The organism is Lysobacter soli (assembly GCF_003382285.1).
Classification (GTDB): domain Bacteria; phylum Pseudomonadota; class Gammaproteobacteria; order Xanthomonadales; family Xanthomonadaceae; genus Lysobacter_J; species Lysobacter_J soli.
Map to the genome: position 1 here is coordinate 193,223 of NZ_QTJR01000003.1, position 23,408 is coordinate 216,630.

27 protein-coding genes are annotated in these 23,408 nt (G+C 66.9%); 9 read left to right on the plus strand and 18 right to left on the minus strand.

All coding sequences use genetic code 11. From position 1 onward, the window contains the following. Positions 1–4: 4 nt before the first annotated feature. The 8 genes from DX912_RS18820 to DX912_RS06485 all read right to left on the minus strand — a co-directional run bounded on the left by DX912_RS18820 (position 5) and on the right by DX912_RS06485 (position 4,798). The gene (locus tag DX912_RS18820) at positions 5–454 is read right to left on the minus strand and encodes a protein YgfX (RefSeq protein ID WP_115841661.1); all 450 of its coding nucleotides are present in this window, start codon (positions 452–454) and stop codon (positions 5–7) included. After that, positions 405–602: an FAD assembly factor SdhE gene (locus DX912_RS06455; RefSeq protein ID WP_233433516.1), complete on the minus strand. Its 198-nt coding sequence runs from the start codon at positions 600–602 to the stop codon at positions 405–407. The genes DX912_RS18820 and DX912_RS06455 overlap by 50 nt, the downstream gene beginning before the upstream one ends. Positions 603–655: 53 nt before the next feature. Next, entirely contained in the window at positions 656–1,078 is a 423-nt protein-coding gene (locus DX912_RS06460; protein WP_115841662.1) for an MAPEG family protein, read from the minus strand. Between the two features lie 78 nt (positions 1,079–1,156). Further along, a complete protein-coding gene (locus tag DX912_RS06465; RefSeq protein ID WP_115841663.1) occupies positions 1,157–1,939 on the minus strand; it encodes a succinate dehydrogenase iron-sulfur subunit in 783 nt (260 codons plus the stop codon). A 15-nt stretch (positions 1,940–1,954) separates the two neighbouring features. Next, positions 1,955–3,745: a succinate dehydrogenase flavoprotein subunit gene (gene sdhA / locus DX912_RS06470; RefSeq protein WP_115841664.1), complete on the minus strand. Its 1,791-nt coding sequence runs from the start codon at positions 3,743–3,745 to the stop codon at positions 1,955–1,957. Between the two features lie 4 nt (positions 3,746–3,749). Next, on the minus strand, positions 3,750–4,148 hold the full coding sequence (gene sdhD / locus DX912_RS06475) for a succinate dehydrogenase, hydrophobic membrane anchor protein (RefSeq protein ID WP_115841665.1): 399 nt from the start codon (positions 4,146–4,148) through the stop codon (positions 3,750–3,752). Further along, positions 4,145–4,552 carry a succinate dehydrogenase, cytochrome b556 subunit gene (sdhC, locus tag DX912_RS06480; RefSeq protein WP_115841666.1) on the minus strand — a complete coding sequence of 136 codons (408 nt, stop codon included), beginning with the start codon at positions 4,550–4,552 and terminating at the stop codon, positions 4,145–4,147. The genes sdhD and sdhC overlap by 4 nt, the downstream gene beginning before the upstream one ends. Positions 4,553–4,642: 90 nt before the next feature. Next, on the minus strand, positions 4,643–4,798 hold the full coding sequence (locus DX912_RS06485; RefSeq protein ID WP_115841667.1) for a DUF1674 domain-containing protein: 156 nt from the start codon (positions 4,796–4,798) through the stop codon (positions 4,643–4,645). A gap of 29 nt (positions 4,799–4,827) precedes the next feature. On the opposite strand from DX912_RS06485, the gene ygfZ reads away from it, so the two are divergent. Beyond that, positions 4,828–5,697, plus strand: a complete 870-nt coding sequence (gene ygfZ, locus DX912_RS06490) for a CAF17-like 4Fe-4S cluster assembly/insertion protein YgfZ (protein WP_115841668.1) — start codon at positions 4,828–4,830, stop codon at positions 5,695–5,697. A gap of 13 nt (positions 5,698–5,710) precedes the next feature. Here the strand turns inward: ygfZ and asnB are convergent, their stop codons facing one another. From asnB to DX912_RS06520, 6 genes are all read right to left on the minus strand, one after another. Further along, a complete protein-coding gene (gene asnB / locus DX912_RS06495) occupies positions 5,711–7,654 on the minus strand; it encodes an asparagine synthase (glutamine-hydrolyzing) (protein WP_115841669.1) in 1,944 nt (647 codons plus the stop codon). A 3-nt stretch (positions 7,655–7,657) separates the two neighbouring features. Continuing rightward, positions 7,658–9,925 (minus strand): thiamine pyrophosphate-dependent enzyme, encoded by a 2,268-nt coding sequence (locus DX912_RS06500; RefSeq protein ID WP_115841670.1) that lies wholly within the window; start codon positions 9,923–9,925, stop codon positions 7,658–7,660. A gap of 69 nt (positions 9,926–9,994) precedes the next feature. Continuing rightward, the gene (locus DX912_RS06505) at positions 9,995–10,636 is read right to left on the minus strand and encodes a glutathione S-transferase family protein (protein ID WP_115841671.1); all 642 of its coding nucleotides are present in this window, start codon (positions 10,634–10,636) and stop codon (positions 9,995–9,997) included. Then, positions 10,633–11,190, minus strand: coding sequence for a GNAT family N-acetyltransferase (locus DX912_RS06510; RefSeq protein ID WP_115841672.1), 558 nt, complete (start codon positions 11,188–11,190; stop codon positions 10,633–10,635). The genes DX912_RS06505 and DX912_RS06510 overlap by 4 nt, the downstream gene beginning before the upstream one ends. Positions 11,191–11,203: 13 nt before the next feature. Next, positions 11,204–12,367, minus strand: coding sequence for an acyl-CoA dehydrogenase family protein (locus tag DX912_RS06515; protein ID WP_115841673.1), 1,164 nt, complete (start codon positions 12,365–12,367; stop codon positions 11,204–11,206). A 172-nt stretch (positions 12,368–12,539) separates the two neighbouring features. Then, positions 12,540–13,346: a glycine zipper 2TM domain-containing protein gene (locus DX912_RS06520; RefSeq protein WP_115841674.1), complete on the minus strand. Its 807-nt coding sequence runs from the start codon at positions 13,344–13,346 to the stop codon at positions 12,540–12,542. A gap of 164 nt (positions 13,347–13,510) precedes the next feature. Between DX912_RS06520 and DX912_RS06525 the strand changes: the two genes are divergently transcribed. Then, the gene (locus DX912_RS06525) at positions 13,511–13,723 is read left to right on the plus strand and encodes a DUF6116 family protein (protein WP_115841675.1); all 213 of its coding nucleotides are present in this window, start codon (positions 13,511–13,513) and stop codon (positions 13,721–13,723) included. A 4-nt stretch (positions 13,724–13,727) separates the two neighbouring features. After that, positions 13,728–14,495, plus strand: a complete 768-nt coding sequence (locus tag DX912_RS06530) for a TatD family hydrolase (RefSeq protein ID WP_115841676.1) — start codon at positions 13,728–13,730, stop codon at positions 14,493–14,495. On the opposite strand, the gene DX912_RS06535 is transcribed toward DX912_RS06530, so the two are convergent. Next, positions 14,492–15,340, minus strand: coding sequence for a tRNA threonylcarbamoyladenosine dehydratase (locus DX912_RS06535; RefSeq protein ID WP_115841677.1), 849 nt, complete (start codon positions 15,338–15,340; stop codon positions 14,492–14,494). The two genes, DX912_RS06530 and DX912_RS06535, sit on opposite strands and share 4 nt — an antisense overlap. 80 nt (positions 15,341–15,420) lie before the next feature. On the opposite strand from DX912_RS06535, the gene DX912_RS06540 reads away from it, so the two are divergent. Together DX912_RS06540 and DX912_RS06545 are read left to right on the plus strand one after the other, a co-directional pair. Next, the gene (locus DX912_RS06540; protein WP_115841678.1) at positions 15,421–15,855 is read left to right on the plus strand and encodes a cytochrome c; all 435 of its coding nucleotides are present in this window, start codon (positions 15,421–15,423) and stop codon (positions 15,853–15,855) included. Between the two features lie 161 nt (positions 15,856–16,016). Then, the gene (locus DX912_RS06545; protein WP_115841679.1) at positions 16,017–16,502 is read left to right on the plus strand and encodes a glycine zipper 2TM domain-containing protein; all 486 of its coding nucleotides are present in this window, start codon (positions 16,017–16,019) and stop codon (positions 16,500–16,502) included. Between the two features lie 225 nt (positions 16,503–16,727). Here the strand turns inward: DX912_RS06545 and DX912_RS06550 are convergent, their stop codons facing one another. Beyond that, entirely contained in the window at positions 16,728–16,937 is a 210-nt protein-coding gene (locus tag DX912_RS06550) for a cold-shock protein (protein ID WP_115841680.1), read from the minus strand. Positions 16,938–17,151: 214 nt separating this feature from the next. Between DX912_RS06550 and DX912_RS06555 the strand changes: the two genes are divergently transcribed. From DX912_RS06555 to DX912_RS06570, 4 genes are all read left to right on the plus strand, one after another. Then, positions 17,152–17,637 carry a DUF456 domain-containing protein gene (locus tag DX912_RS06555; protein WP_115841681.1) on the plus strand — a complete coding sequence of 162 codons (486 nt, stop codon included), beginning with the start codon at positions 17,152–17,154 and terminating at the stop codon, positions 17,635–17,637. A gap of 91 nt (positions 17,638–17,728) precedes the next feature. After that, the gene (locus DX912_RS06560; protein ID WP_115841682.1) at positions 17,729–18,907 is read left to right on the plus strand and encodes a phospholipase A; all 1,179 of its coding nucleotides are present in this window, start codon (positions 17,729–17,731) and stop codon (positions 18,905–18,907) included. Between the two features lie 43 nt (positions 18,908–18,950). Further along, a complete protein-coding gene (locus DX912_RS06565) occupies positions 18,951–20,066 on the plus strand; it encodes a sterol desaturase family protein (RefSeq protein ID WP_115841683.1) in 1,116 nt (371 codons plus the stop codon). A gap of 107 nt (positions 20,067–20,173) precedes the next feature. Then, positions 20,174–21,130: a patatin-like phospholipase family protein gene (locus DX912_RS06570; RefSeq protein ID WP_115841684.1), complete on the plus strand. Its 957-nt coding sequence runs from the start codon at positions 20,174–20,176 to the stop codon at positions 21,128–21,130. 214 nt (positions 21,131–21,344) lie between these two features. On the opposite strand, the gene DX912_RS06575 is transcribed toward DX912_RS06570, so the two are convergent. Further along, positions 21,345–22,901 carry a fumarate hydratase gene (locus DX912_RS06575; protein ID WP_115841685.1) on the minus strand — a complete coding sequence of 519 codons (1,557 nt, stop codon included), beginning with the start codon at positions 22,899–22,901 and terminating at the stop codon, positions 21,345–21,347. A gap of 135 nt (positions 22,902–23,036) precedes the next feature. Further along, the gene (locus DX912_RS06580) at positions 23,037–23,375 is read right to left on the minus strand and encodes a HesB/IscA family protein (protein WP_115841686.1); all 339 of its coding nucleotides are present in this window, start codon (positions 23,373–23,375) and stop codon (positions 23,037–23,039) included. Positions 23,376–23,408: the final 33 nt, after the last annotated feature.

Consider the following 23,408-nt stretch of genomic DNA (forward strand, 5'->3'; position numbering starts at 1 on the left):
CGGGCTAGGATGCCATTGGAGGCCGTGAATGCGCAGCCTCTATGACCGGAATGGCCAGCCGCAGTTCACGGCGATCCCGAGCCGGCAAGGTGTCCGGCCACCAGGCCAGCCTCCCCGGCCGCCCGCCTGAGTCGCGAAAACGGGCAAATGCCCATGGGCCGCGCCAGTGCACGCGCAAGTCGGAGACCTCCGCGCCGTCCAGCATGGCCCGGCCATCGGCGGCGATCACGAGCGTCCGGTGCCGACGCGAGGCTTCGCGCCATACCAAGTGTGCACCCCGCCCCGTCGAAAGCAGTGCCAGCGGTATCGCGAACATGAGCGGCATCTCGCTAGCGAGGACGCTCAGCGCCCCCATTAAACCCAGCGCGAGCAGCGCCAAGGTGAGCCAGCGCGAGGGCCGCCACTCAAGGCGGCAAGGCGCGGATGGAGTCGACGAGCTGCGCGAGTTCGGCATCGGCGGGCGTTTCGTGTCCCATGAACCAGTGCCAGAGCTTATCGTCCTCGATTTCCAGCAAGCGTAGGAAAACCGCCCTTTCCGTTGCCGGAGCTTGCCGCCACGCACGGTCGAGATATCGCTCGAAAAGGCGGTCGAGTTCCCTCATGCCGCGTCGGCTGCGCCAGCGCAGACGGCTGAGTTCGCGCTCCAGTTCCTCGCTCACGTGCGCCACCAGCCCACTGCGATCGCGCCCCACAGCAGCCACAGCGCCATGCCGCCGGCGACGTACGCATAGAACCGGTGCATGACCTCGTTGTAGGTGCAGTGGATCGCGCTGTGCACGATGCGCAGCAGGACGAACGCCCATGCGAGTGCGATCGTCGTTGCATTCACCTGCCCCGTGATCGCAGCCACCACCAGCGCCACGTAGAACAGCACTGGCAGTTCGAACAGGTTGCGGAAGTTGTCCGCGGCGCAGCTGTCGGTCAGGCGCGCCGAAGACTGCGCCGACGTCGCGACCGCCTGCGGGTGGATGCGCTCGCGCTTCATCTGGCCGATGCGGACGACATACATGCGCCACCACACCACGAAGGTCAGCGCCACCATCGCCACCGCGGGCATGAAGATCAGTCTTGCATCCATCCTTTCACCCCCTCGCTCCCTGGAAAAAAGGCGCACTTGCGTGCGCCTTCTTCCGTATCGACTCCACCGCGGCCGCGATCAGGCGCGGCGCGCCAGCATCAGCTTCTTGATCTCGCCGATCGCCTGCGCCGGGTTCAGTCCCTTCGGGCAGGTGCGGGCGCAATTCATGATGGTGTGGCAGCGGTACAGCTTGAACGGGTCTTCCAGGTCGTCCAGACGTTCGCCGGTGTCTTCGTCGCGCGAATCGACGATCCAGCGGTAGGCCTGCAGCAGGATCGCGGGACCGAGGTAGCGGTCGCCGTTCCACCAGTAGCTCGGGCAGCTCGTCGAGCAGCACGCGCACAGGATGCACTCGTACAAGCCGTCGAGCTTCTTGCGGTCTTCCGGCGACTGCAGGCGCTCACGGTCGGACGGCGACGGGCTCTGCGTGCGCAGCCACGGACGGATCGACGCGTACTGCGCGTAGAAGTGCGTCAGGTCCGGCACGAGGTCCTTCACCACCGGCATGTGCGGCAGCGGGTAGATCGGCACTTCGCCCGCGCTGCAGTCCTCGATGGCCTTGGTGCAGGCCAGCGTGTTCGTGCCGTCGATGTTCATGGCGCACGAACCGCAGATGCCTTCGCGGCAGGAGCGGCGGAACGTCAGCGTCGGATCGATCTCGTTCTTGATCTTGATCAGCGCGTCCAGAACCATCGGACCGCACGTCGCCATGTCCACCTCGTAGGTGTCCACGCGCGGGTTCATGCCGTCGTCGGGATTCCAGCGGTAGACCTTGAAGGTGCGCGCCTGCCTGGCGCCCTGCGCCGGCCAGTGGCGGCCCTTCTGGATCTGCGAGTTCTTCGGGAGGGTAAATTCGGCCACGGTTGCTCGCTCCGGTCAGTACACGCGCTTCTTCGGCGGCACCACGGACACGTCGTCGCTCAACGTGTACATGTGCACCGGGCGGTAGTCGATGCTGGTTTCGCCACGCTCGTTGACCGAGCACAGCGTGTGCTTCTGCCAGTTGGCGTCGTCGCGGTCCGGGAAGTCCTCGCGGGCATGCGCGCCGCGCGACTCGGTACGGTTTTCCGCGGAAACGATCGTCACCAGCGCCTGGTCGAGCAGGTTCGACAGCTCGTAGGTCTCGATCAGGTCCGAGTTCCAGATCAGCGAGCGGTCGCTCACCTTCACGTCGGCGAAGGACGCATGGATGTCGCGCATCTTCGTCACGCCGTCGCGCAGCGTGTCGCCGGTGCGGAACACCGCCGCGTCGGCCTGCATCGTGCGCTGCATCTTGTCGCGGATGACCGCCGTCGGCGTGCCGCCGTTGGCGTTGCGCAGCTTGTCCAGGCGGGCGAGCGCCTGGTCGCAGGCGTCGGAGGCGAGCGTCGCCTGCTTGCCGTCGCGCTTGACCGTTTCCGCCGCACGGTTGGCGACGGCGCGGCCGAACACGACCAGGTCGAGCAGCGAGTTCGAACCCAGGCGGTTGGCGCCGTGGACCGAAACGCACGCCGCTTCGCCGATGGCGTACAGGCCCGGGACGACTTCGTCCGGGTTGCCGTTCTTCAACTGAACGACTTCGCCGTGGTAGTTGGTCGGGATGCCGCCCATGTTGTAGTGCACGGTCGGGATCACGGGGATTGGCTGCTTCTCGACGTCCACGTTGGCGAAGATGCGGGCCGATTCGGCGATGCCCGGCAGCTTCTCGTGGATCACTTCCGGGCCAAGGTGCGTCAGGTCGAGCAGGATGTGGTCCTTGTGGTCGCCAACGCCGCGGCCTTCGCGGATTTCCATCGTCATCGCGCGGCTGACCATGTCACGCGGGGCGAGGTCCTTCACGCTCGGCGCGTAGCGCTCCATGAAGCGCTCGCCGTTGCTGTTGCGCAGGATGCCGCCTTCGCCGCGCACGCCTTCGGTGATCAGGCAGCCCGCGCCGTAGATGCCGGTCGGGTGGAACTGCACGAATTCCATGTCCTGCATCGACAGGCCGGCGCGCAGCACCATGCCGCCGCCGTCGCCGGTGCAGGTATGGGCCGAGGTCGCGGAGAAGTACGCGCGACCGTATCCGCCGGTGGCCAGCACCGTGCCCTGCGCCTTGAACAGGTGCAGCGTGCCTTCGGCCATGTCGAGCGCGAGCACGCCGCGGCAAGCGCCGTTGGCGTCCATGATCAGGTCGAGCGCGAAGTACTCGATGAAGAACTGCGCGTCGTGCGCGAGCGACTGCTGGTAAAGCGTGTGCAGGATCGCGTGGCCGGTGCGGTCGGCCGCGGCGCAGGTGCGCTGCGCCGGCGGACCTTCGCCGTAACGCGTGGTCATGCCGCCGAACGGACGCTGGTAGATCTTGCCGTCGTCGGTGCGCGAGAACGGAACGCCGTAGTGCTCCAGTTCGATGATGGCCGGGATGGCCTCGCGGCACATGTACTCGATGGCGTCCTGGTCGCCCAGCCAGTCCGAACCCTTCACGGTGTCGAAGAAGTGGTAGCGCCAGTCGTCCTCGCCCATGTTCGCCAGCGCGGCAGCGACGCCGCCCTGCGCGGCCACGGTGTGCGAGCGCGTCGGGAAGACCTTGGTGATGCAGGCCGTCTTCAGGCCCTTCTGGGCCAGGCCGAAGGTGGCGCGCAGGCCGGCGCCGCCGGCACCGACGACCACCATGTCGAAGGTGTGTTCGTGGATCTTGTAAGCGGGCACGGCGTCAGGCTCCCAGCGCGATGCGGACGATGGCGAGCACGCTGGCGATGCCGGCGAGTGCGCACACGAAGATGTTCAGAAGGTGCAGCGCGGTCGCGGAGAACGGCGTGTGCACGTAATCCTCGATGATCACCTGCACGCCGAGCTTGGCGTGCCAGAAGGTGGCGACGCTGAAGGCGGTGAGCAGGATGGCGTGGCACGGATGGGCCACGGTGGCGCGCACGGTCGCGTAGTCGTCGCCGATCATCGAGATGATCAGGCCGACGGCGTAGATCGCCAGGAAGATCAGCGCGATCGCGGTGACGCGCTGGACGATGAAGTGGCCCGTGCCGTCCTTCGCCGAGCCGAGGCCGCGGGCGTTCTTCAGCGGATTGCGCAGGTGGGGCTTGTGCGGCTTGATCATGCGGCACCCCGCTGCATCATCGCGACGATCCAGATCAGCACCGTCAGCACCAGGCTGCCGAAGATCGAGAACCAGCTGTTGCGCACGAAGGATTCGATCCTGTAGGCGTAGCCGGCGTCCTGCACCAGGTGGCGGATGCCGTTGAGCAGGTGGTAGGCCAGCGACCAGCTCCAGCCGAACAGGATCAGGAACCCGATCGCCGAGCGGTTGAAGGCGGTGAAGGTCGACCAGGACTCCGGACCGGACGCCAGCGCGAGCAGGCCCCACGTGACGATGAGGCTGCCCACGACGAGGACGATGCCGGTCGCGCGGTGGAGGATCGAAGTCACCATCTGCACCTGCCAGCGATAGACCTGGAGGTGGGGTGACAGGGGACGTTCGCGGACGCGTGGTTCGTTCGCCATGAGCGTGGCGGTCTCTCGGCTGGGCGGCGATGCCGCGTGGCAGGAAGGCGTGTGCAGCGGTGATGCGTGATGAAAGCGGGGAATGTCGCGTCAGAAGTCGATGCAGCGTCCGTTCTTTTCCCAATCCCCGTAACGGGTCGGTTCCGGACCTTCGCGCCCGCCGTGTTCCTTTGCCTGCGTGTCGTCCGTGGACGGCTCCGGTTCCGGAGGCGGCGGCAGTGTGCCGGGAGGGGTTTGGCCTATCATCACGGCGTCAAATGTTAAGTCCCGCCCCCATGGATGACAACCCGCAGCCCGCGGCAGACCGCTATTTCGCCCTGCCCGGCCATGCCCTGATCACGCTGGAAGGTCGCGATGCGGCCGCCTTCGCGCAGGCGCAGTTCATGAACGACGTCGCCATGCTGGAACCCGGCCGGTGGCAATGGAGCGGTTGGCTGACGCCCAAAGGTCGCGTGATCGCGCTGTTCGCTTTGCTCAAGCGGTCCGATGAGGCCACCTGGCTGGTGCTCCCCGATGCGGACGCGGCGGCGATGGCGACCGCGCTGCAGCGTTTCGTGTTCCGCAGCAAGGTCCGTATCCAGGTCCGCGACGACCTCCATGCCAGCGGCCGCTTCGGCGCACCCGCGGCCGCGTCCGGCGCGGATTTCACCGGCGACGAGGAGGCGGGCTTCGAGCTGGATGCCGGTTCCGCCGATGCACCGCGCACCTTGCGTCTGGCGGGAACGCCAGCGCCGCAGGATGACGCAGCAGTGACGCGCTGGCATGCGCTCGACTTGCAACACGGCCTGCCGCGCCTGCCGGCGTCACAGGTCGAACACTGGACGCCGCAGCAGCTGTCGCTTGATCGCCTGCGTGCGTACAGCGTGAAGAAGGGCTGCTATCCCGGGCAGGAGATCGTCGCGCGCACGCACTTCCTCGGGCAGGCCAAGCGTGGGCTCGTGCTGCTCGGCGCCGACGCTGCGCTGGAACCGGGCCACGAGGTAACGGCCGGATCCGTCGCGATGGGAAAGCTGGTGGCTGCCGGCACCGACGGCGCGCGCCATCTCGCGCTCGCGGTAATGCCGCTCGAACGCGAAGCCGCCTCGCTCGACGTCGACGGCGCGCCCGTCGCGGAAGAACCGCTGCGCGACGGACTGGCGCGCTGAGCCGCGCCTTGCCTCAGATCGCGCGAACGGCGCTGCGCTGCGACTGCCAATGCTCGTGCCACGCCTGGAACATCAGCACGTTCCACAGATGCGTGTGCCACTTGCGTTCGCCGCCGAGGAACTGCTGCCAGAGCGCGTCCACCGCATCGGCATCGAGATGCCCTTCGGCCCGCAGGCGCGCTGGATCGAGCAATGCCGCAGCCCACTCGCGCAGATCGCCCTTCAGCCAGTCGCTCACCGGCGCACCGAAGCCGCGCTTGCCGCGATCGACCATCGAGTCCGGCAGGTAGCGCCGCAGCACGCGCTTGAGCAGGTGCTTGTTGCCGGACGGATGCCGCTTGAAGTCCAGCGGCAGCGACCACGCGAACTCGGCCACGCGCCAGTCCAGTAGCGGCGCCCTCGCTTCCAGGCTCACCGCCATGCTGGTGCGATCGACCTTGCACAGCAGGTCTTCGGGCAGGTAGACGCTGAAGTCCGCGAGCATCATCGCGTCGGCCGGCGTGCCCACGCCATGCAACGGGTCGGGCTGGTCGTAGAAGATGGCGGGCAACTTCGCGCCTGGAACGACGGCTTCCGGATCGCGCCAGCGCATCACGCGCTGGCGGTAGACGTCGCCGATGCCGCGTGCACCCATTTCCGCCGCAAGCGCGGCGAAACCGCCCGTACGCGACGCTTCGCCGTGCGTTTTCGCACTGCCAGCCAATGCCTGCCGCAGGAAGCCTGGTACACGGCTGTGCCAGCGCCAGTTGCGCAGCGCGCGTTCGTAGCGCTTGTAGCCGAAAAAGAGTTCGTCGCCGCCGTCACCCGAGAGCGCGACCGTCACCGCCGTGCGCGCCAGCCGCGCGACCAGCGCGGTGGGCACCTGCGAGGCATCGGCGAACGGTTCATCGAACATCGCCGGCAGCGTCGGCACGACGCCGAGCGCATCGGCGCCGCTGACGTACAGCTCGGTGTGCTGCGTGTGCAGGTGCTCGGCGACCTCGCGCGCCAGGTGCGCCTCGTCGTGGTGCGAGCGTTCGAACCCGATCGTGAACGTGCGCACCGGATGCCGGCTCTGCGCCTGCATCAGCGCCGTCACGATGGAGGAATCGGTGCCACCGGACAGGAACACGCCCACCGGCACGTCGGCGACCATCCGCAGCGACACCGCGTCGCGCAGCAGATCGTCGAGACGGTTCTCCGCTTCCAGGACATCGCCGTTGAACGGTTGCGCCAGCGCGGCACGCATGCGCTCGCGCGGCTCCCAGTAGCGGCGCTGGTCGCGATGCGGATCGTGCGCGCGTGGACCGTCCGCGACCGTCGCCGCATCGATGCGCAACAGCGAGCCCGGCAGCAGCTTGAAGGTATCGGCGTGGATCGCGTGCGGCGCCGGGATGTAGTCGAAGCGCAGCAACAAGGCGAGCGCATCCGGATCGACGCCATTGTCGAAGGCCGGATGCCGCCACAGCGCTTTCAGTTCGGAACCGAAGACGAACGTGCCGCCCGCCCAGCCGTAATACAGCGGCTTCTTGCCGACGCGGTCGCGGGCTAGCCACAGGCAACGCTCGTGGCGATCCCACAGCGCGATCGCGAACATGCCGTTGCAGCGCGACACGGCGTCCTCGACGCCCCACTCCATCACCGCGGCGAGCAGCACCTCGGTATCGGAATGGCCGCGGAAGACGTGGCCAAGTGCGACCAGCACCTCGCGAAGCTCGGCGAAGTTGTAGATCTCGCCGTTGTAGACGACGACGTAGCGATGATCCTCCGACGCCATCGGCTGGTGGCCGAGCGGCGACAGGTCGAGGATGCTCAGCCGTCGATGCGCAAGGGCGACGCCGGCGGCGTCATCGAACCAGACGCCGCGGTCGTCGGGCCCGCGATGCTCGAGCGCATCGCCCATCGCACCGGCGAGCGCGTCGAGTCGCGCGGCGTCGAGGTCCGCCGTCGGGCGCAGCAGGCCGGCCAGTCCGCACATGCGTCAGGCCAGGCGATCGGCGGCGGCGACGATGTCGTCGTCGGACGGAATCACCAGGAATGCGGCACCCGCAAGCGGCGTATACGTATCCACGCCGACCACGCGCTGGAACGGACGCGCGCCATAGCCACCTTCCGCGATCGCGGTCAGCACGCCCTCGCCCACGCCCGCACTCTGACGGCCTTCGTCGACGATAAGGATGCGCCTGGCGGTCTTCGCCTGTTCGCGGATGTATTCGGCGTTGAGCGGGACGAGCCAGCGCAGGTCGACGACGCGCGCCTTCCAGCCGTGCTTGTTCTCGATCGCGCGCGCGGCGCGCAGACTCATCGGCACGCCATTGCCGTAGGTGAAGATCACCAGGTCGTCGTTGCCTTCGCCGTAGACGCGGCCTTCGCCGAGGGTCATCGCCTCGTCGGGCTTGGGGTACGACGTGAGCCACTGGCCGTCGCCGGGTTCGTACAGATCCTTGGTCATGTACAGCGCGATCGGTTCGAGGAACACGCTCACGCGCCCGTCCACCTTCGCCAATGCGGTCAGCGTGCGCAGCATCGTGGCCGCATCGTCTCCGCGCGACGGGCAGCCGACGACGAGGCCGGGAATATCGCGCAGCGCGGTGATCGAGTTGTCGTTGTGGAAATGCCCGCCGAAGCCACGCTGGTAGCCGAGGCCGGCGATACGCACGACCATCGGGTTGGCGTACTGGTTGTTGCTGAAGAACTGCAGCGACGCCGCCTCGCCGCGGATCTGGTCGCAGGCGTTGTGGAAATACGCGAGGTACTGGATTTCCGGAATCGGCAGCATGCCGACGTTGGCGAAGCCCTGCGCCATGCCGAGGATCATCGTCTCGTCGAGCAGCGTGTTGAACACGCGACGCGCGCCGAACGCCTTCTGCAGGCCCTTGGTCACCGTGTAGACACCGCCCTTCTGCGCGACGTCCTCACCGAACAGCAGCGTGTCCGGATACTTCGCGAAGATGTCGTGCAGCGCGTTGTTGATCTGGATCGCGAGATGGCGCGGCGGCTGGTTTTCCGGCAGCTTCGCTTCGCCGCCGAACACTTCCAGGCGACGCTCCGCATGGTCGCCGCGCTTCGCCTCAGCCTCCACTTTCGCGGGCGTGTACGGTGCAAGCGGCGCGATGACGTGCTCCAGCGTCTCGATCTTCGGCCGACGATCGGCTTCCTCCGCGGCGGCGAAGCACCGCTTGCGCGTGGCCTCGTAGAGTGCGAGCACGTCGTCCTTCGACATCAGGCCCGATTCGAGCGCGATGGCGGCCGAGCGCAGCAGCGGATCGGTGGCCTCGACGGCGCACAGCTCCTCGATCGAACGCCATTCGATTTCGAAGTCGGTGCCCGCGTGTCCCATGATGCGCGTGGTGCGCAGGTGCAGGAACGTCGGGCGGCGCGTCGTGCGGCAGTGTTCGACGGCGCGTTGCACGTCGGCATAACCGCTGGCGAGATCGAGACCGTCGGCGGCGAAGTAATCGAGCCCGTCCATGTTGCGGAAGCGATTGGCGATCCAGCCGCCCGGCGTCTTCACCGAGATGCCGATGCCGTTGTCCTCGCACACGAACAACACCGGCGCGGGCAACTTCTGGTAGGCGGTCCAGGCCGCGGCGTTGAAGGCGGTCTGCGCCGTGGCGTGATTGGCCGAAGCGTCGCCGAAGGAGCAGATCGCGATGCTGTCGCCGGGGATCGGCAACGCGTGGTTCAGGCGCTTGGCGGCCTCGATCGCGACCGCCGTGCCGAGCGCCTTGGGCAGGTGCGAGGCGATGGTCGAAGTCTGCGGCAGCACCCATAACGGCTTGCTGCCCCACACCTTGTGACGGCCACCGGATGCGGGATCTTCCGCGCTCGCGGCGAAACTCAGCGCCGAATCCATCACCGGATCCATGCCGGGCAGCTTGCGGAAGCGTTCGGCCATGAAGCCGCCGGAGCGGTAATGCAGGAACGCCGGATCGGTATGGCGCGTGAGGCGCGCGACCATCGCGTTGCCTTCGTGACCGCTGGAACCGATGGTGTAGAAGACCTTGTTCTGCACGCGCAGCACGCGCGCCATCAGGTCCAGGTGCCGGCTGATGAGCTGCGACTCAAAAAGCTCGCGGAAGCCCTGCGCGTTGAGTTCGCTGCCTTCGAGGATCGGCGCGTCAGCGGAAGGACGCGCGTTGACGCGGCCGTCCCAGGCCTTCACGAACTCCACGAAGTTGACGTCGCAGATCTCGGCCCGGTTGAGGCCTTTCATGCGCGCGGGGATGGGATTGGGGATCAGGGACATGGTCGGTTCCAGGAGCCCGCATCGGGGGAATGCGCGGGAGAATGCGTGAGGTGCTGAGCGATGCCGACGTCAGTCCGGCAGCGCGAGCCGCGAGAGGACTTCTACCGGCGGCGCCGGCATGGCGACGAAATGCGGCGTCTGGCGCACGCGTTCGATCCACGCCTGCACGGCCGGGAATGCCGACAGGTCGAAGCCGCCTTCATCGGCGACGGCGGTGTAGGCGAACAGCGCGATGTCGGCGATGCCGTAGGCGTCGCCGTTGAACCACTCGTGCGACTTGAGGTGCTGTTCCATCACGGCCAGCGCCTGGTTGCCGCGCTCGCGCAGCTGCGGCAGCGAGGCGCGACGCGGCGAATCCAGCTGCGTCCAGCCGCGGATGAAACGCGCCACGGCGACGTACGGCTCATGGCTGTACTGCTCGAAAAACAGCCAGCTCAGCACCTGCGCGCGCGCGAACGCGTCGCCCGCCCAGAACGGCGTGCCTTCGGCGAGCCAGCACAGGATCGCGTTCGACTCGGTCAGGATGCGACCGTCGTCGGTTTCGATCATCGGCACCTTGCCGTTGGGATTCTTCGCGAGGTATTCCGGCGTGCGCGTTGCGCCGGCGGTGCTGTCGACCTCGACCCACTTGAACTCGCGTTCGAGCTGCGTGAGCAGCAGGCGCAACTTGTGGCAGTTGCCGGAGCTCGAATAGCCGTAAACGGTGATCATCGCTTCAGTCCTTCGCGTTCGCGCCGCGCGAACCACTCCTCGCGCGACTGGCCCCAGATCTCGATATCTTTCGTGTCGAACGGCGCCGGCAGGCGGCCCATGCGCTGCAGCGTCGAGCCGAGCTTGGCGGCGACGGCCTTCGAATTCACATTCTCGGGATCGATGGTGTGGATCACCTCGCTCCAGCCGAGCGTGTCGAACGCCCAGTCGATCGTCGCGATGGCCGCTTCGGGCCCATAACCGCGGCCCCAGCGATCGCGCACGATGCTCCAGCCCACTTCCGTGCCGGGCCAGCCTTCCGGCTGCCATGGGCCGACGCGGCCGACCCACTCGCCGGTTGCCTTCTCGATCACCGAGAACATCGCGAAGCCCTTGAGGTGCCACACGCCGATCATCGCGGCGAAGCTGCGCCACGCGGCCGGGCGCGGTTCGGTTCCGCCAATGTGGCGGCAGGTTTCCTCGTCGGCCTTGAAGGCGGCCCATGCCTCGAAATCCTCCGCCTGCGGCGGGCGGAGGATCAGGCGTTGCGTTTCCAGTGTCGGACCCAGCTGCATCGCCGGCTCCGGATCAGAACGCGTTGATGCCGGTGAGCTCGCGGCCGATCACCAGTTGGTGCACGGTTTCCGTGCCTTCGTAGGTGATGACCGATTCGAGGTTCAGCGCGTGGCGGATCGCGGCGTGCTCGGTGGTGATGCCCGCGCCGCCGAGCAGGTCGCGGCATTCGCGCGCGATGTCGATGGCCATGCGGCAGTTGTTCCACTTCGCCAGCGACACCTGCGCCGGCTGCATCGTGCCCGCGTCCTTCAGGCGACCCAGCTGCACGACCAGCAGCTGCGCGAGCGTGATGCGACGGGCCATCTCGGCCATCTTGATCTGCGCGCTCTGCGTCGCCGCGACGGGGCGGTCGAACAGGATGCGTTCCTTCGTATAGTTCAGCGCTTCGTCCAGGCACGCGATGGCCGCGCCGATCGGGCCCCAGGTGATGCCGTAGCGCGCCTGCGTCAGGCAGCCCAGCGGACCCTTGAGACCCTTCACGTTCGGCAGGCGGTTGCTGTCCGGCACGCGCACGTTGTCGAAGAACAGCGAGCTGGTGACCGACGCGCGCAGGCTCATCTTGTGCTTGATTTCCTGCGCCGCGAAACCGGGCATGCCCTTCTCGACGATGAAGCCCTGGATGCCCTCATCCGTCTGCGCCCAGACGATGGCGATGTCGGCGAGATTGCCATTGGTGATCCACATCTTGGAGCCGTTGAGGATCCAGTCGCCGCCGTCGCGGCGCGCGTTGGTCTTCATGTTGGCCGGGTCGGAACCGCCGTGCGGCTCGGTCAGGCCGAAGCAGCCGATGACCTTGCCCGCGGCCATGTCCGGCAGCCAGCGCTGGCGCTGCTCTTCGCTGCCGTAGGCGTAGATGGGGTACATGCACAGCGACGACTGCACGCTGACGAAGCTGCGGATGCCGCTGTCGCCGCGTTCCAGTTCCTGGCAGATCAGGCCGTAGCTGACGGCGTTGAGGCCGGCGCAGCCGTACTTCTCGGGCAGCGAGGAACCCAGCAGGCCGAGTTCGGCGATTTCGCCGACCAGTTCCTTCGGAAAGCGCCCCTGGTCGAACGCGTCGCCGATGATCGGGATGACGCGTTCGTCGGTGAACCGGGCCACCGTGTCCTGTACGGCGCGCTCTTCTTCGGTGAGGAGCGAGCGGACGTCGTAAAGGTCATACGGATGCAGGGCCATGGCGCACTCGACTTGAGGGAAGACCGCCATTGTACGGGCGCCCCGGAGCCGGGGTAAGGCCGCGTAAACGCTTGCAGCGACGGGGTTTCCGCGTCGCGCAACAAAAACGGGGCCGGATCGCTCCGGCCCCGCGGGATACTGCCTGGGATGTTAGCGCTACGAGCCGGCTGGATCAGCCGCGCGTCGGGGCCGAAGCGGACGCCGTCTGCGTGACGACCTGGCCGTCGATGACCGGCAGGCGACCGGCGACCGGGCGCTCGTCCATGCGGATGGTCTGCTCGGCGCCGTTGTAGCGATAGGTCACGTCGTAGCCGACAACCTTGTCCTCGTCGCCCAGCAGGATGCGGCTGCCCGGCTTGCTGTCGGTGCGCATCGTGCCGGTGGTGCCGTCCGGGTTGCGGTAGGTCACGTTGTAGCCGACCACACGCGAGGATTCGGACGTCGAGGACACGGTGTGGCACTGGCGCTCGGTGCGGCTGGTGACCTTGCCGCCGACGTGGCGCTTGTCGATCTGGTTGCCGATGAAGCCACCGGCCACCGCGCCGCCGACGGTCGCGGCCTTCTTGCCGTTGCCGCCGCCGACCTGGTTGCCGAGCAGGCCGCCGATCACCGCACCGGCCACGGTGCCGCCGACGTTGCCGTCGCGTTCCGGGGCGCGTTCCTGCACGACCACGTCCTCGCAGACTTCGCGCGGCGTGGAGGTGGTGCTGGTCTCGCGGATGGCGTCCGAACCGATCACCGTCGCGTACAGCTTTTCCTTCTCGGTGATCGACTTGACGTTGGTGACGTCGGCGTACTCCACCTTGTTGGCGTCGATGGCGCCATTGGCGGCGGTATCGCCATCCTGGCCCGGAAGCAGCTGGCCGTCGGCCGAGGCCGCCGGAGCCGCGCCCTTGTTGCTGAAGCTGTTGAATGCGGCCACTGCGACACCGCCGACGAGCAGCGAAGCCAGGGCAACGGCGAGGATGTTCTTGTTCATCTCAGGGCCTCTGCGGCGGGGCTTGCCCGCGTTGTTGGATGGCGCCATTCGAGCACTGGGAACCTGAACGGCCGCCGATTTTTTAACATCAAGCTGTCGAAACTGTGAACTGGTTTAGGCACGCTTGTTGGCGTCTCTGGGACCACCGTCATATCGGATCTGCCATGCCTTCCCCAATTACCGCTCCGATCCTCGGCTTCCTGTCCCGCCTCAGCTTCCCGCGGCTGTTCCTGGTCACGGCGGCGCTGTTTTTCGCCGACCTCCTGATCCCGGACTTCATTCCGCTGGCCGACGAACTGCTGCTCGGCATGGGCATGCTGTTGCTGGCCAGTTGGAAGAAGCGCAAGGATCCCCTGCCCCCGCCGGCGCAGCGCTGACGCCGTGCATCCGCTTGTCGACACCCATTGCCATCTCGACGTCGACGAGTTCGACCGCGATCGCGATGAGGTGATCGCGCGCGCGCGCGAGGCCGGCGTTACCCGGCAGATCGTACCGGCGATCGACGCGGCGACCTGGCCGAAGCTGCGCGATGTGTGCGCGAAAGACGACGGCCTGTACGCCGCCTACGGCCTGCATCCGCTGCTGCTCGATCGCCATCGGGACGCGCACCTGGACGAACTGCGCGATTGGGTCGAACGCGAACGCCCCGTTGCCATCGGCGAATGCGGACTGGACTACTTCGTCGAAGGACTGGACCCGGAGCGTCAGCAGCATTTCTTCGACGGCCAGTTGAAGATCGCGCGCGAATTCGACCTGCCCGTCGTCGTGCACGCGCGTCGCGCGGTGGATGCAGTGATCGCTTCCATCCGTCGCATCGGCGGCCTGCGTGGCGTGGTGCACAGTTTCTCGGGCAGCCAGGAACAGGCGCAGCAGCTGTGGAAGCAGGGATTCCTGCTAGGCCTCGGCGGGCCGGTGACCTACGAGCGCGCCAATCGCCTGCGCAAGCTTGCAGCCAGCATGCCGCTGGAATTCCTGGTGCTCGAAACCGACGCGCCTGACCAGCCCGATGCCGACAACCGGGGCCAGCGCAACGAACCGGCGCACATGACGCGCGTGCTGCACACGATCGCCGACCTGCGCGGCGTCGATCCGGACGAGGTGGCGCGGGCGACCACCGCGAACGCCGAGCGTCTGTTCGGCCTCGCCTAGGCTTTCGCCGCACCCTTTCGCTTGAGCAGCAGTTCCAGCGCCCGCCCGACGGCCGCGAAGGCGAACGTCCCGGTGATGTGCGTGGCCGCGCCGAGGCCCGCGCCGCAATCGAGCTTCAGCGCCGCATCGCCCGATACCTGCGGACGAATGCCGCAGACCGTGCCGTCAGGCTGCGGATACTTCACGTTCTCCAGCGAGTAGATCGCCGAGATGCCGAAGTAGCGATCGGCATTCTTCGGAAAATTGAACTCGCTGCGCAGCTTCTTGCGCACGAGCGCGAGCATCGCATCGTGCTCGGTACGCGAGAGGTCACGCACGCGCACCAGGGTCGCATCGGTGCGTCCGCCGGCCGAACCCACCACGATCAGCGGCAGCTTGCGGCGTCGGCACCACGCGGCCATGACGACCTTAGTGCGGAAGCTGTCGCAGGCGTCGATCACCAGGTCGAACCCGCGATCGAGCATTTCCTCCAGGTTCGTCGGCGTGACGAAACTGGCGATGGCTTCCACCGTGATCTGCGGATTGATGGCGCGACTGCGTTCGGCCATCGCCTCCACCTTCACCCGGCCGTACTGGCCAGCCAGCGCAGGCAGTTGGCGATTGGTGTTGGACACGCACAAGTCGTCCGCGTCGATCAGCGTCAGGTGCCCCACGCCCGTGCGTGCCAGCGCTTCGGCGACCCACGAGCCCACGCCGCCCATGCCGATCACCGCGACGCGGCAGCCGGCCAGGTGCGCGACGGTGCCGGTGCCGTACAGCCGGTCCACCCCGGCGAAGCGCTCCATCCAGGCCGGATCGAGCACGTGTTCGGGAATGGTCTGTTCGGGTGCGCGGGACGTCGTCATCGCGACATTGTAATCGCCACGCCCACGGGAGCCCCGCAGGCCGCGTGCTATGGTGCCGCGGTTTTCAACGGAGGCCAGGCATGAATACCCAGCCCAGCGGTTCGCGCAGCAACGCGTCGCGTTACCTGTTCCTTTTCCTGCTCGGCCTGGTGGTCGGCGTGGTCGCCACCGTGATGGCGATGCGCGCGATCGACGCGCGCAAGGACCACTTCCACGACAGCGTGATGCACGTGCAGGGATGGCACTTGAACCAGCTGAAGAAGAAGGTCGAACAGAACCGCTGCGCCGCCACTGACGTGCTGCCCAATCTCAAGGCCTTGCGCACGATGGCCGACGACCTGGAGCCGGCATTCCCCGATCTCGCCGACGATCAGCGCTTCGCCCAGCACGCCAGTCGCATGCGGGCTCGACTGGATGCCGCGCTGGCCAGTCCGCCGCTCAATTGCGCTGGCGTGAGCACGACGGTCGCGGACATCGGCGAGTCGTGCAAGGGATGCCATCAGGACTTCCGCTGACCGCCCGGCGTTCGCGCGGTGCTCACTGAACGATCCGGAAAGCAGCGTGGCGTGAACTGCCGACATTGATCGGCAGTTCACCGCGCCGCGTCTAGCGTCTGCGCCATGGTGACGGGTCGATCACACGGCCGGCCATCCCAACCTCCAGAAAGGAGTTGCGCATGAACATCCAGAACGTCCGTCTGCTCGGTGTCGCCGCTGCCGCCACCATCGCGCTCGCCGGTTGCGCCACCTCGTCGCCGGGCTACAGCACTTCGCCCAGCTACGGCGGCGGCGGTTACAGCACCGCTCCGGCGCAGTGCTACGACTGCGGCACCGTGACCCGCATCGAACAGGTCACCACCGGCAGCAGCGCGCCCAGCGCTACCGGCGCGGTGCTCGGCGGTATCGTCGGCGCGGTCGCCGGCCACGAGATTTCCCGCCACACCGGCGGCAGCAAGGGCAATCAGAACATCGCCACGGCGGCGGGTGCGGTCGGCGGTGCGGTGGCCGGCAATGCCATCCAGAAGAACACCACCGGCGCTTCGTACAACGTGTATGTGCGCATGAACGACGGTCGCACGACGGTGGTCACGCAGCGCGACCTCGGCAACGTCCGCGAGGGTTCGTACGTGCGTGTTTACGACGGCAAGGCACACGCGCAGTAAATCCCGCGCTTGTCATCGAAGTAAAACAAGACGGCCCGCGCGAGCGGGCCGTTTTCATGTCTCGATCGTATTCCCGCATTTTCGAACGGGTTTCGCAGGCGTAGCGTTGGGGTATTGCGACCCTCAGCCAAGCCCCGTTCGCTATCGGCAGCAAAAAAGAAAAACCCGGCCGGAGCCGGGTTTTTCATGCCTGTCGCGACAGGTCGCGACCGCAGCGCTCGATGATCAGAGCGGCTGGACGGCGTCGGCCTGCAGGCCCTTCTGGCCCTGCACGACGGTGAAGGTGACCTTCTGGCCTTCCTTCAGGCTCTTGAAGCCCTGCGTCTGGATGGCACGGAAGTGCACGAACACATCTTCACCGTTCTCGCGGCTGATGAAGCCGAAGCCCTTCGCATCGTTGAACCACTTGACGGTACCAGTTTCACGACCTGACATTGGCACTTACTCCTTGAAACGTTGCTGGTTGAAAACGTGGCGCGCCACGTGCTGGTTGCAAGGAGGAAGCGAGGTGCAACGATGTAGCGGATCGAAGATCAACCGCATCGGGCCACGATTCACGGTGACCGGCAAACACAGCGCCCGCAACGTAACCCGCGGTGGGTGAAAATGCAATCCGTGCAAAGTGGACGTCGGCAAGGGGGATAACCATATGGATTTTCAGGTGCTTTGGTACGTTTTGGCGGGGATCCTGATCCTGGTCGGCATCGCCGGCACGGTCCTCCCCGCCCTCCCCGGGCTGCCCCTGGTTTTCGCCGGCATGCTGCTGGCCGCCTGGGCCGGTAATTTCCAGCAGGTCGGCTGGTTCCCGCTGGTGTTGCTCGGGCTGCTGACCGCCCTGTCGGTCGTCATCGATTTCTTCGCCACGGCCATGGGTGCCAAGCGGGTCGGCGCGAGCAAGCTCGCCGTGGCGGGCGCCATGGTCGGCACCTTCGCGGGCCTGTTCTTCGGCCCCATCGGACTGTTCACCGGACCTTTCCTCGGCGCGCTGGCCGGCGAGCTGATTCACGGCCGCGAGGTCCGCAAGGCAACTAAGGTCGGCTTCGGCACGTGGCTCGGCATCGTCCTGGGCGTCGTGCTCAAGCTCGGGCTGGCCTTCGCGATGCTGGGGCTGTTTGCGCTGGCCTGGTTCCTCTGACCGACACACTTCACGGCTGCCCCGTGTTGCGATGCGACACTGGATTGCGCCTTCCCGTCTTTCCCTTATTCCCCCCTTGAGCGAGTCCCCCATGCCCTCCCACAGGCACGAAGCCCCGCACGCTCCACTTTTCCTTGCCTGCCGTGCCGTCCTGACGCTTGCCGCCATCGCGCCGCTTCAGGCGTTCGCGCAGGAAGCGCCCGCCCCGGCGACGCCGGAAGCCTGCGTTTCGATCGGTTCCGATGTCGAGCGCCTGGCCTGCTATGACGCGGCGCTTGGCCGCGTGGCCCGTGACACGCGCGGCGCCGACATCGCCGCCAAGGAAGCCAAGGCGATACAGAAGAACCTCGAACTCGCCGAGGAGGTCGTCCCCGCTGCCGCAGAGACGCCGGCACCCGCGAGCGACCTGTATCCGATGGAAGACACGCTGGATCGCGCCATTGCGAATGCCGGCAAGGGCTCGCTGCTCGACAGCCGCTGGGAACTGGCGAAGGACTCCAAGCTCGGCACGTGGAACTTCCGCGCCTACAAGCCGATGTACCTGCTGCCGGCATTCTGGAGCAGCAAGGTCAACGACACGCCGTCCTCGCCCAATCCGAACAACACGGTCACCACGCCGCTGGAAGTCGACGACCTGGAAGCGAAGTTCCAGGTCAGCTTCAAGACCAAGGCGTGGGAGAACATCTTCGGCGACAACGGCGATCTGTGGATGGCCTACACGCAGTCCTCGCGCTGGCAGGTCTACAGCCCGGACACCTCGCGCCCGTTCCGCGAAACCAATTACGAACCGGAGGTCATGCTGACCTTCCGCAACAACTACCACCTCGCCGGCTGGAACGGCCGCCTGCTCGGCATCGGCGTGAACCACCAGTCCAACGGCCGCGCCGATCCGCTGTCGCGCAGCTGGAACCGCGTGATCGGCATGATCGGACTGGATCGCGACAACTGGGCGTTGACCGTGCGCCCGTGGTGGCGCGTCAAGGAAAGCGCCAGCGACGACAACAACCGCGACATCGAGGATTTCGTCGGCCGCGGCGACGCGACGCTGGTGTACGTACGCGGCGGGCATCAGTTCTCGCTGATGGGCCGGCATTCATTGCGCGGCGGCGACCGCTCGCATGGCGCGGTGCAGCTCGACTGGGGATTCCCGATCCACAACAGCCTGCGCGGCCACGTGCAGATCTTCGACGGTTATGGCGAAAGCCTGATCGACTACAACCATCGCGCGACGTACATCGGCCTGGGAGTTTCGCTCCTGGAGTGGTACTGACCAGCGGCTATCCTCAACGCGGCCCATCCACGACAGGACGTCCATGATCTCCACAGCCCGTACGCATCGCTCCTTCTTCGCCTATTCCGCCGCGCTGCTGGGTCTGCTCAGCCTCTTCGCGGTGTTCTGCTTCCACTTCCCCGAACTGCTGACCAGCAAGGAGTTCCGGGCCGCCTACACCGAGCAGTTCGCCCGCCACCTGCTGCTGGCGGGCCTGGTGGCGGCCTTCGTGATGGGAACCTTGGCGATCCTGCGCGATCGCAACAAGCGCGTGGCGCTGGCCGGCGTCGCCAGCGCCACTCTCGCCGTCCTGCTGGGCGGCACCAACGTGACGTTCGATGCGATCGGCAAGACGCCCTACTCATTGGGCCTGGATTGGTTCGTCATCTCGCTGTTCTTCTCCGCACTCGTGTTCGTGCCGCTGGAGCGATACCTCGGCCAGCGCAGGATCTCGCCGCTGCGTCCGGGTTGGCGCACGGACCTGACGTACTTCTTCATGAGCCACGTGCTGGTGCAGTTCATCCTGATCCTGGTGACCGCATCGACGTCGACCGTCGCGGGCCTGGCGGCGTTTCCCGCGCTGAAAGACCTCATCCAGGCGATGCCGACGTGGCTGCAGTTCCTTGTCGCGGTGTTCGTCGCGGACCTCGCGCAGGCGCTGCTTCATCGCGCGTACCACAACACGCCGTGGCTCTGGCGCTTCCATGCCGTGCACCATTCCAGTCGCGAGATGGACTGGCTGGCCGGTTCGCGCATTCACCTGGTCGAAATCCTGCTCACGCGCAGCGCGGTCATGCTGCCGCTGTTGGTGCTGGGTTTCTCGGCGTCGGCGGTCAACGCCTACGTGATCCTGGTGGGCCTGCAGGCCGTGCTGGCGCACGCGAACCTCGGCATCCGGTTCGGGTGGCTCGAATACGTGCTCGTGCTGCCGCGTTACCACCATTGGCATCACGCCCGGCACGCCGATTACATCGACGTTAACTACGCGATCCACCTTCCGCTGGTGGACATGCTGATGGGGACGTTCAAGCTGCCGCCGCATCACGCGTGGCCGTCCGAGTACGGCGTGATGAAGCTCGAGACGGTGCCGCGCGGCATCGTGCGCCAGCACCTGATGCCGTTCCGTTCACGCAAGGCCTACGACGACCACGTCGCGTAGGCCGCGACCGTTTCCTCGTCCGTTGTGGCGTGCCCCCGTTCGCAGTTCGTGCGAATCGTCTGTCCGATCATGCGATTCAACCCGATGGTGTGCACGGAGAGGCCTCGATGGACATGCGACGCATCCTTTCGCTCGACGGCGGTGGCATTCGCGGCCTGGTCAGCTGCCTGTGGCTGGCGGGCGTCGAAGACGCCCTGCTTCGCGCGGGCAAGCCGGGTTTGCTGAAGTCCTTCGACCTGCTCGCGGGCAGTTCGACCGGAGCGATCGTCGGCTGCGGGCTGGCGGTCGGCTTGTCGCCCAGGCAACTCGGCGAGCTCTACCGGGAGCACCGGCACCGGATCTTCCCCGGCATGGCGCAACGCCTGTGGTCGCGCGCCGGGCGCGTATTCACCCAGGGCGTCTCGGCGCCGCGCTACGACGCACGCGGCCTGGAAGACGTGCTGCAGGCCGTGTTCGGCGACACGCGCCTGGGCCAGGCGAAGATCCCGCTGCTGATCACCAGCTACGACACGATCGCGCGCAAGCCCATCGTCTTCAAAAGCTTCAAGCCCGAGCACGCGAACTTGCGGATGTGGGAGGTGTGCCGGGCATCGTCCGCCGCGCCCACGTATTTCCCGGCGCACGCCATGACCGTCGAAGGCCGTGCGCGGGCGATGATCGACGGCGGCGTGGTCGCGAACAATCCGACCGCGTGCGCGATCGCGGAAGCCATGCGCAAGGATGCCCGCGTGGACAGCGCGCAGAACCTGGTCGTGCTGTCGGTCGGCACCGGCGAACGCAGCCGGCCGATCGACCTGAAATCGGCGCAGGAATGGGGCGCGATCGAGTGGGCGATCCCCATCATCGACGTGCTGTTCGACGGCAACACCGACGCGGTGGATTACATTGCACGCCATCTCATCGGCGACGGCTATTTCCGCCTGCAGGCGGAACTGATGACCGGACTGGACGACCTGGACGACGTGAGCGAGACCAACATCGCGGCGCTGGAAGCGATGTCGCAGGACTACCTGTTGCGCGAAGACACGCGGAAGACGCTGGCGGGGCTGGTGGCGCGGTTGTAGGCGTAGGGCCAGCAAGAATTGCCGTCATCCCGGCGAAGGCCGGGACCCAGGCTCTCACGCGATCCGTGATCCCCCGTCATTCCAGCGAAAGCTGGAACCCATCCTGATCGTGGCGTCATGTACTGACGCGGGTAACACACCGCGAGTGGGCGCACGCATCGCGTCCCTACCCTCACCCCAACCCCTCTCCCGCCGGGAGAGGGGCTTCAAGCGATTACTCCACCACCACCGGAATCTTGCCGATGCGGGCCTGCCATTCGCGCGGGCCGGTCTTGTGCACCGACTCGCCGGTCGAATCCACGGCGACCGTCACCGGCATGTCCTGTACTTCGAACTCGTAGATCGCTTCCATGCCCAGGTCGGCGAAACCGACGACCTTCGCCGCCTTGATCGCCTTGGACACCAGGTACGCCGCACCGCCGACCGCCATCAGGTAGGCCGACTGGTGCTTGCGGATGGCCTCGATCGCGGCGGGGCCTCGCTCGGCCTTGCCGACCATGCCCAGCAGGCCGGTCTGGGCGAGCACCTGCTCGGTGAACTTGTCCATGCGCGTCGCGGTGGTCGGGCCGGCGGGGCCGACGACCTCGTCGCGCACCGGATCGACCGGCCCGACGTAATAGATGAAGCGGCCGCGCAGATCGACCGGCAGCGCCTCGCCCTTGTTGAGCATGTCGACCATGCGCTTGTGCGCGGCGTCGCGGCCGGTCAGCAGCTTGCCGTTGAGCAGCAGGACTTCGCCCGGCTTCCAGCTGGCGACATCTTCCTTCGTCAGCGTGTCCAGGTTCACGCGACGGCCCTTCGACGCGTCGTAGGTCAGCTCCGGCCAGTCGGCCAGCGACGGCGGATCGAGCATCACCGGGCCGCTGCCGTCCAGCGTGAAGTGCGCGTGCCGCGTGGCGGCGCAGTTCGGGATCATCGCCACCGGCAGGTTGGCCGCGTGCGTCGGGTAATCCTTGACCTTGATGTCGAGCACGGTCGTCAGACCGCCCAGGCCCTGCGCGCCAATGCCGAGCGCATTGACCTTCTCGTACAGCTCCAGGCGCAGTTCCTCGGCACGATTGGACGGGCCGCGCGCCTGCAGGTCGGTGATGTCGATGGGCTCCATCAGCGATTCCTTTGCCAGCAGCATCGCCTTTTCGGCAGTGCCGCCGATGCCGATGCCGAGCATGCCCGGCGGGCACCAGCCGGCGCCCATGGTCGGCACGGTCTTGAGCACCCAGTCGACGATGGAGTCGGACGGGTTGAGCATCGCGAACTTGGACTTGGCTTCCGAACCGCCGCCCTTCGCCGCGACGATCACGTCGACCTTGTTGCCCGGCACGACCTTCACGTTGACCACGCCCGGCGTGTTGTCCTTCGTGTTCGTGCGCTTGCCGGCCGGGTCGGCCAGCACGGACGCGCGCAGCTTGTTGTCCGGATGGTTGTACGCGCGGCGCACACCTTCGTGGACCATGTCCTCGACCGACATCGTGGCGTCGTCCCAGCGCACGCTCATGCCGATCTCGAGGAACACCGTGACGATGCCGGTGTCCTGGCAGATCGGGCGATGGCCTTCGGCGCACATGCGCGAGTTGATCAGGATCTGCGCGATGGCGTCCTTCGCCGCCGGCGACTCCTCGCGCTCGTAGGCGGCGGCGAGGTTCTGGATGTAGTCGACCGGGTGGTAGTAGCTGATGTACTGCAGGCCGTCGGCGATCGACTGGATCAGGTCTTCCTGGCGGATCGAGACGGGCTGGCTGGCGGCGAACGGCTGCGTTGCGGTGTTGCTCACGGCGGGCGGACTTGCTGGCGGCGGAACCGCCATTCTAGCCCGTCGAGCCCGGTCGGACCCCGCCATTGCATCGCCGGTGCGGGCCCTGCGCCGGAACGGTCCGTCCGGCTGGCGCCGGTGGCCGCGCCCTTGCGATCAGGCCGCGTCGGCCTTGGTCGTGAAACTCTCGCCGCAACCGCACTCGGCCGTGACGTTGGGGTTGCGGAACAGGAACTGCTCGCCCAGGCGCTGCTTCACCAGGTCGATCTGCGTGCCATCCACCAGCGGCAGGCTCAGCGCGTCGACGTAGATGCGCACGCCTTCCTGCTCGAAGACGGTGTCGTCGGCGCCCTGATCGCGGGTTAGGTCGGCCTTGTACTGCCAGCCCGAGCAGCCCGTGCGGGTCACGCCGAAGCGCAGGCCGATCGCGTCGGGGGATTCGACGAGATAGCGCTGGACGCGTTCGAGGGCGGCGGGAGCGAGGGTGACGGCCATGCAGGACTCCGGCGTGTTTCCACTTCAATGGGT

What these genes read in the sequence shown, in the direction of transcription:
- DX912_RS06570 (WP_115841684.1), top strand. Translation starts at nt 20,174, where the DNA reads ATGGACATGCGACGCATCCTTTCGCTCGACGGCGGTGGCATTCGCGGC.
- sdhD (WP_115841665.1), bottom strand. Translation starts at nt 4,148, where the DNA reads ATGATCAAGCCGCACAAGCCCCACCTGCGCAATCCGCTGAAGAACGCC.
- ygfZ (WP_115841668.1), top strand. Translation starts at nt 4,828, where the DNA reads ATGGATGACAACCCGCAGCCCGCGGCAGACCGCTATTTCGCCCTGCCC.
- DX912_RS06555 (WP_115841681.1), top strand. Translation starts at nt 17,152, where the DNA reads ATGGATTTTCAGGTGCTTTGGTACGTTTTGGCGGGGATCCTGATCCTG.
- sdhC (WP_115841666.1), bottom strand. Translation starts at nt 4,552, where the DNA reads ATGGCGAACGAACCACGCGTCCGCGAACGTCCCCTGTCACCCCACCTC.
- DX912_RS06515 (WP_115841673.1), bottom strand. Translation starts at nt 12,367, where the DNA reads ATGGCCCTGCATCCGTATGACCTTTACGACGTCCGCTCGCTCCTCACC.
- DX912_RS06560 (WP_115841682.1), top strand. Translation starts at nt 17,729, where the DNA reads ATGCCCTCCCACAGGCACGAAGCCCCGCACGCTCCACTTTTCCTTGCC.
- DX912_RS06540 (WP_115841678.1), top strand. Translation starts at nt 15,421, where the DNA reads ATGAATACCCAGCCCAGCGGTTCGCGCAGCAACGCGTCGCGTTACCTG.
- DX912_RS06510 (WP_115841672.1), bottom strand. Translation starts at nt 11,190, where the DNA reads ATGCAGCTGGGTCCGACACTGGAAACGCAACGCCTGATCCTCCGCCCG.
- DX912_RS06580 (WP_115841686.1), bottom strand. Translation starts at nt 23,375, where the DNA reads ATGGCCGTCACCCTCGCTCCCGCCGCCCTCGAACGCGTCCAGCGCTAT.
- DX912_RS06520 (WP_115841674.1), bottom strand. Translation starts at nt 13,346, where the DNA reads ATGAACAAGAACATCCTCGCCGTTGCCCTGGCTTCGCTGCTCGTCGGC.
- DX912_RS06535 (WP_115841677.1), bottom strand. Translation starts at nt 15,340, where the DNA reads ATGACGACGTCCCGCGCACCCGAACAGACCATTCCCGAACACGTGCTC.
- DX912_RS06545 (WP_115841679.1), top strand. Translation starts at nt 16,017, where the DNA reads ATGAACATCCAGAACGTCCGTCTGCTCGGTGTCGCCGCTGCCGCCACC.
- DX912_RS06500 (WP_115841670.1), bottom strand. Translation starts at nt 9,925, where the DNA reads ATGTCCCTGATCCCCAATCCCATCCCCGCGCGCATGAAAGGCCTCAAC.
- DX912_RS06485 (WP_115841667.1), bottom strand. Translation starts at nt 4,798, where the DNA reads ATGATAGGCCAAACCCCTCCCGGCACACTGCCGCCGCCTCCGGAACCG.
- DX912_RS18820 (WP_115841661.1), bottom strand. Translation starts at nt 454, where the DNA reads ATGCCGAACTCGCGCAGCTCGTCGACTCCATCCGCGCCTTGCCGCCTT.
- DX912_RS06455 (WP_233433516.1), bottom strand. Translation starts at nt 602, where the DNA reads ATGAGGGAACTCGACCGCCTTTTCGAGCGATATCTCGACCGTGCGTGG.
- DX912_RS06565 (WP_115841683.1), top strand. Translation starts at nt 18,951, where the DNA reads ATGATCTCCACAGCCCGTACGCATCGCTCCTTCTTCGCCTATTCCGCC.
- asnB (WP_115841669.1), bottom strand. Translation starts at nt 7,654, where the DNA reads ATGTGCGGACTGGCCGGCCTGCTGCGCCCGACGGCGGACCTCGACGCC.
- DX912_RS06525 (WP_115841675.1), top strand. Translation starts at nt 13,511, where the DNA reads ATGCCTTCCCCAATTACCGCTCCGATCCTCGGCTTCCTGTCCCGCCTC.
- DX912_RS06460 (WP_115841662.1), bottom strand. Translation starts at nt 1,078, where the DNA reads ATGGATGCAAGACTGATCTTCATGCCCGCGGTGGCGATGGTGGCGCTG.
- DX912_RS06550 (WP_115841680.1), bottom strand. Translation starts at nt 16,937, where the DNA reads ATGTCAGGTCGTGAAACTGGTACCGTCAAGTGGTTCAACGATGCGAAG.
- DX912_RS06505 (WP_115841671.1), bottom strand. Translation starts at nt 10,636, where the DNA reads ATGATCACCGTTTACGGCTATTCGAGCTCCGGCAACTGCCACAAGTTG.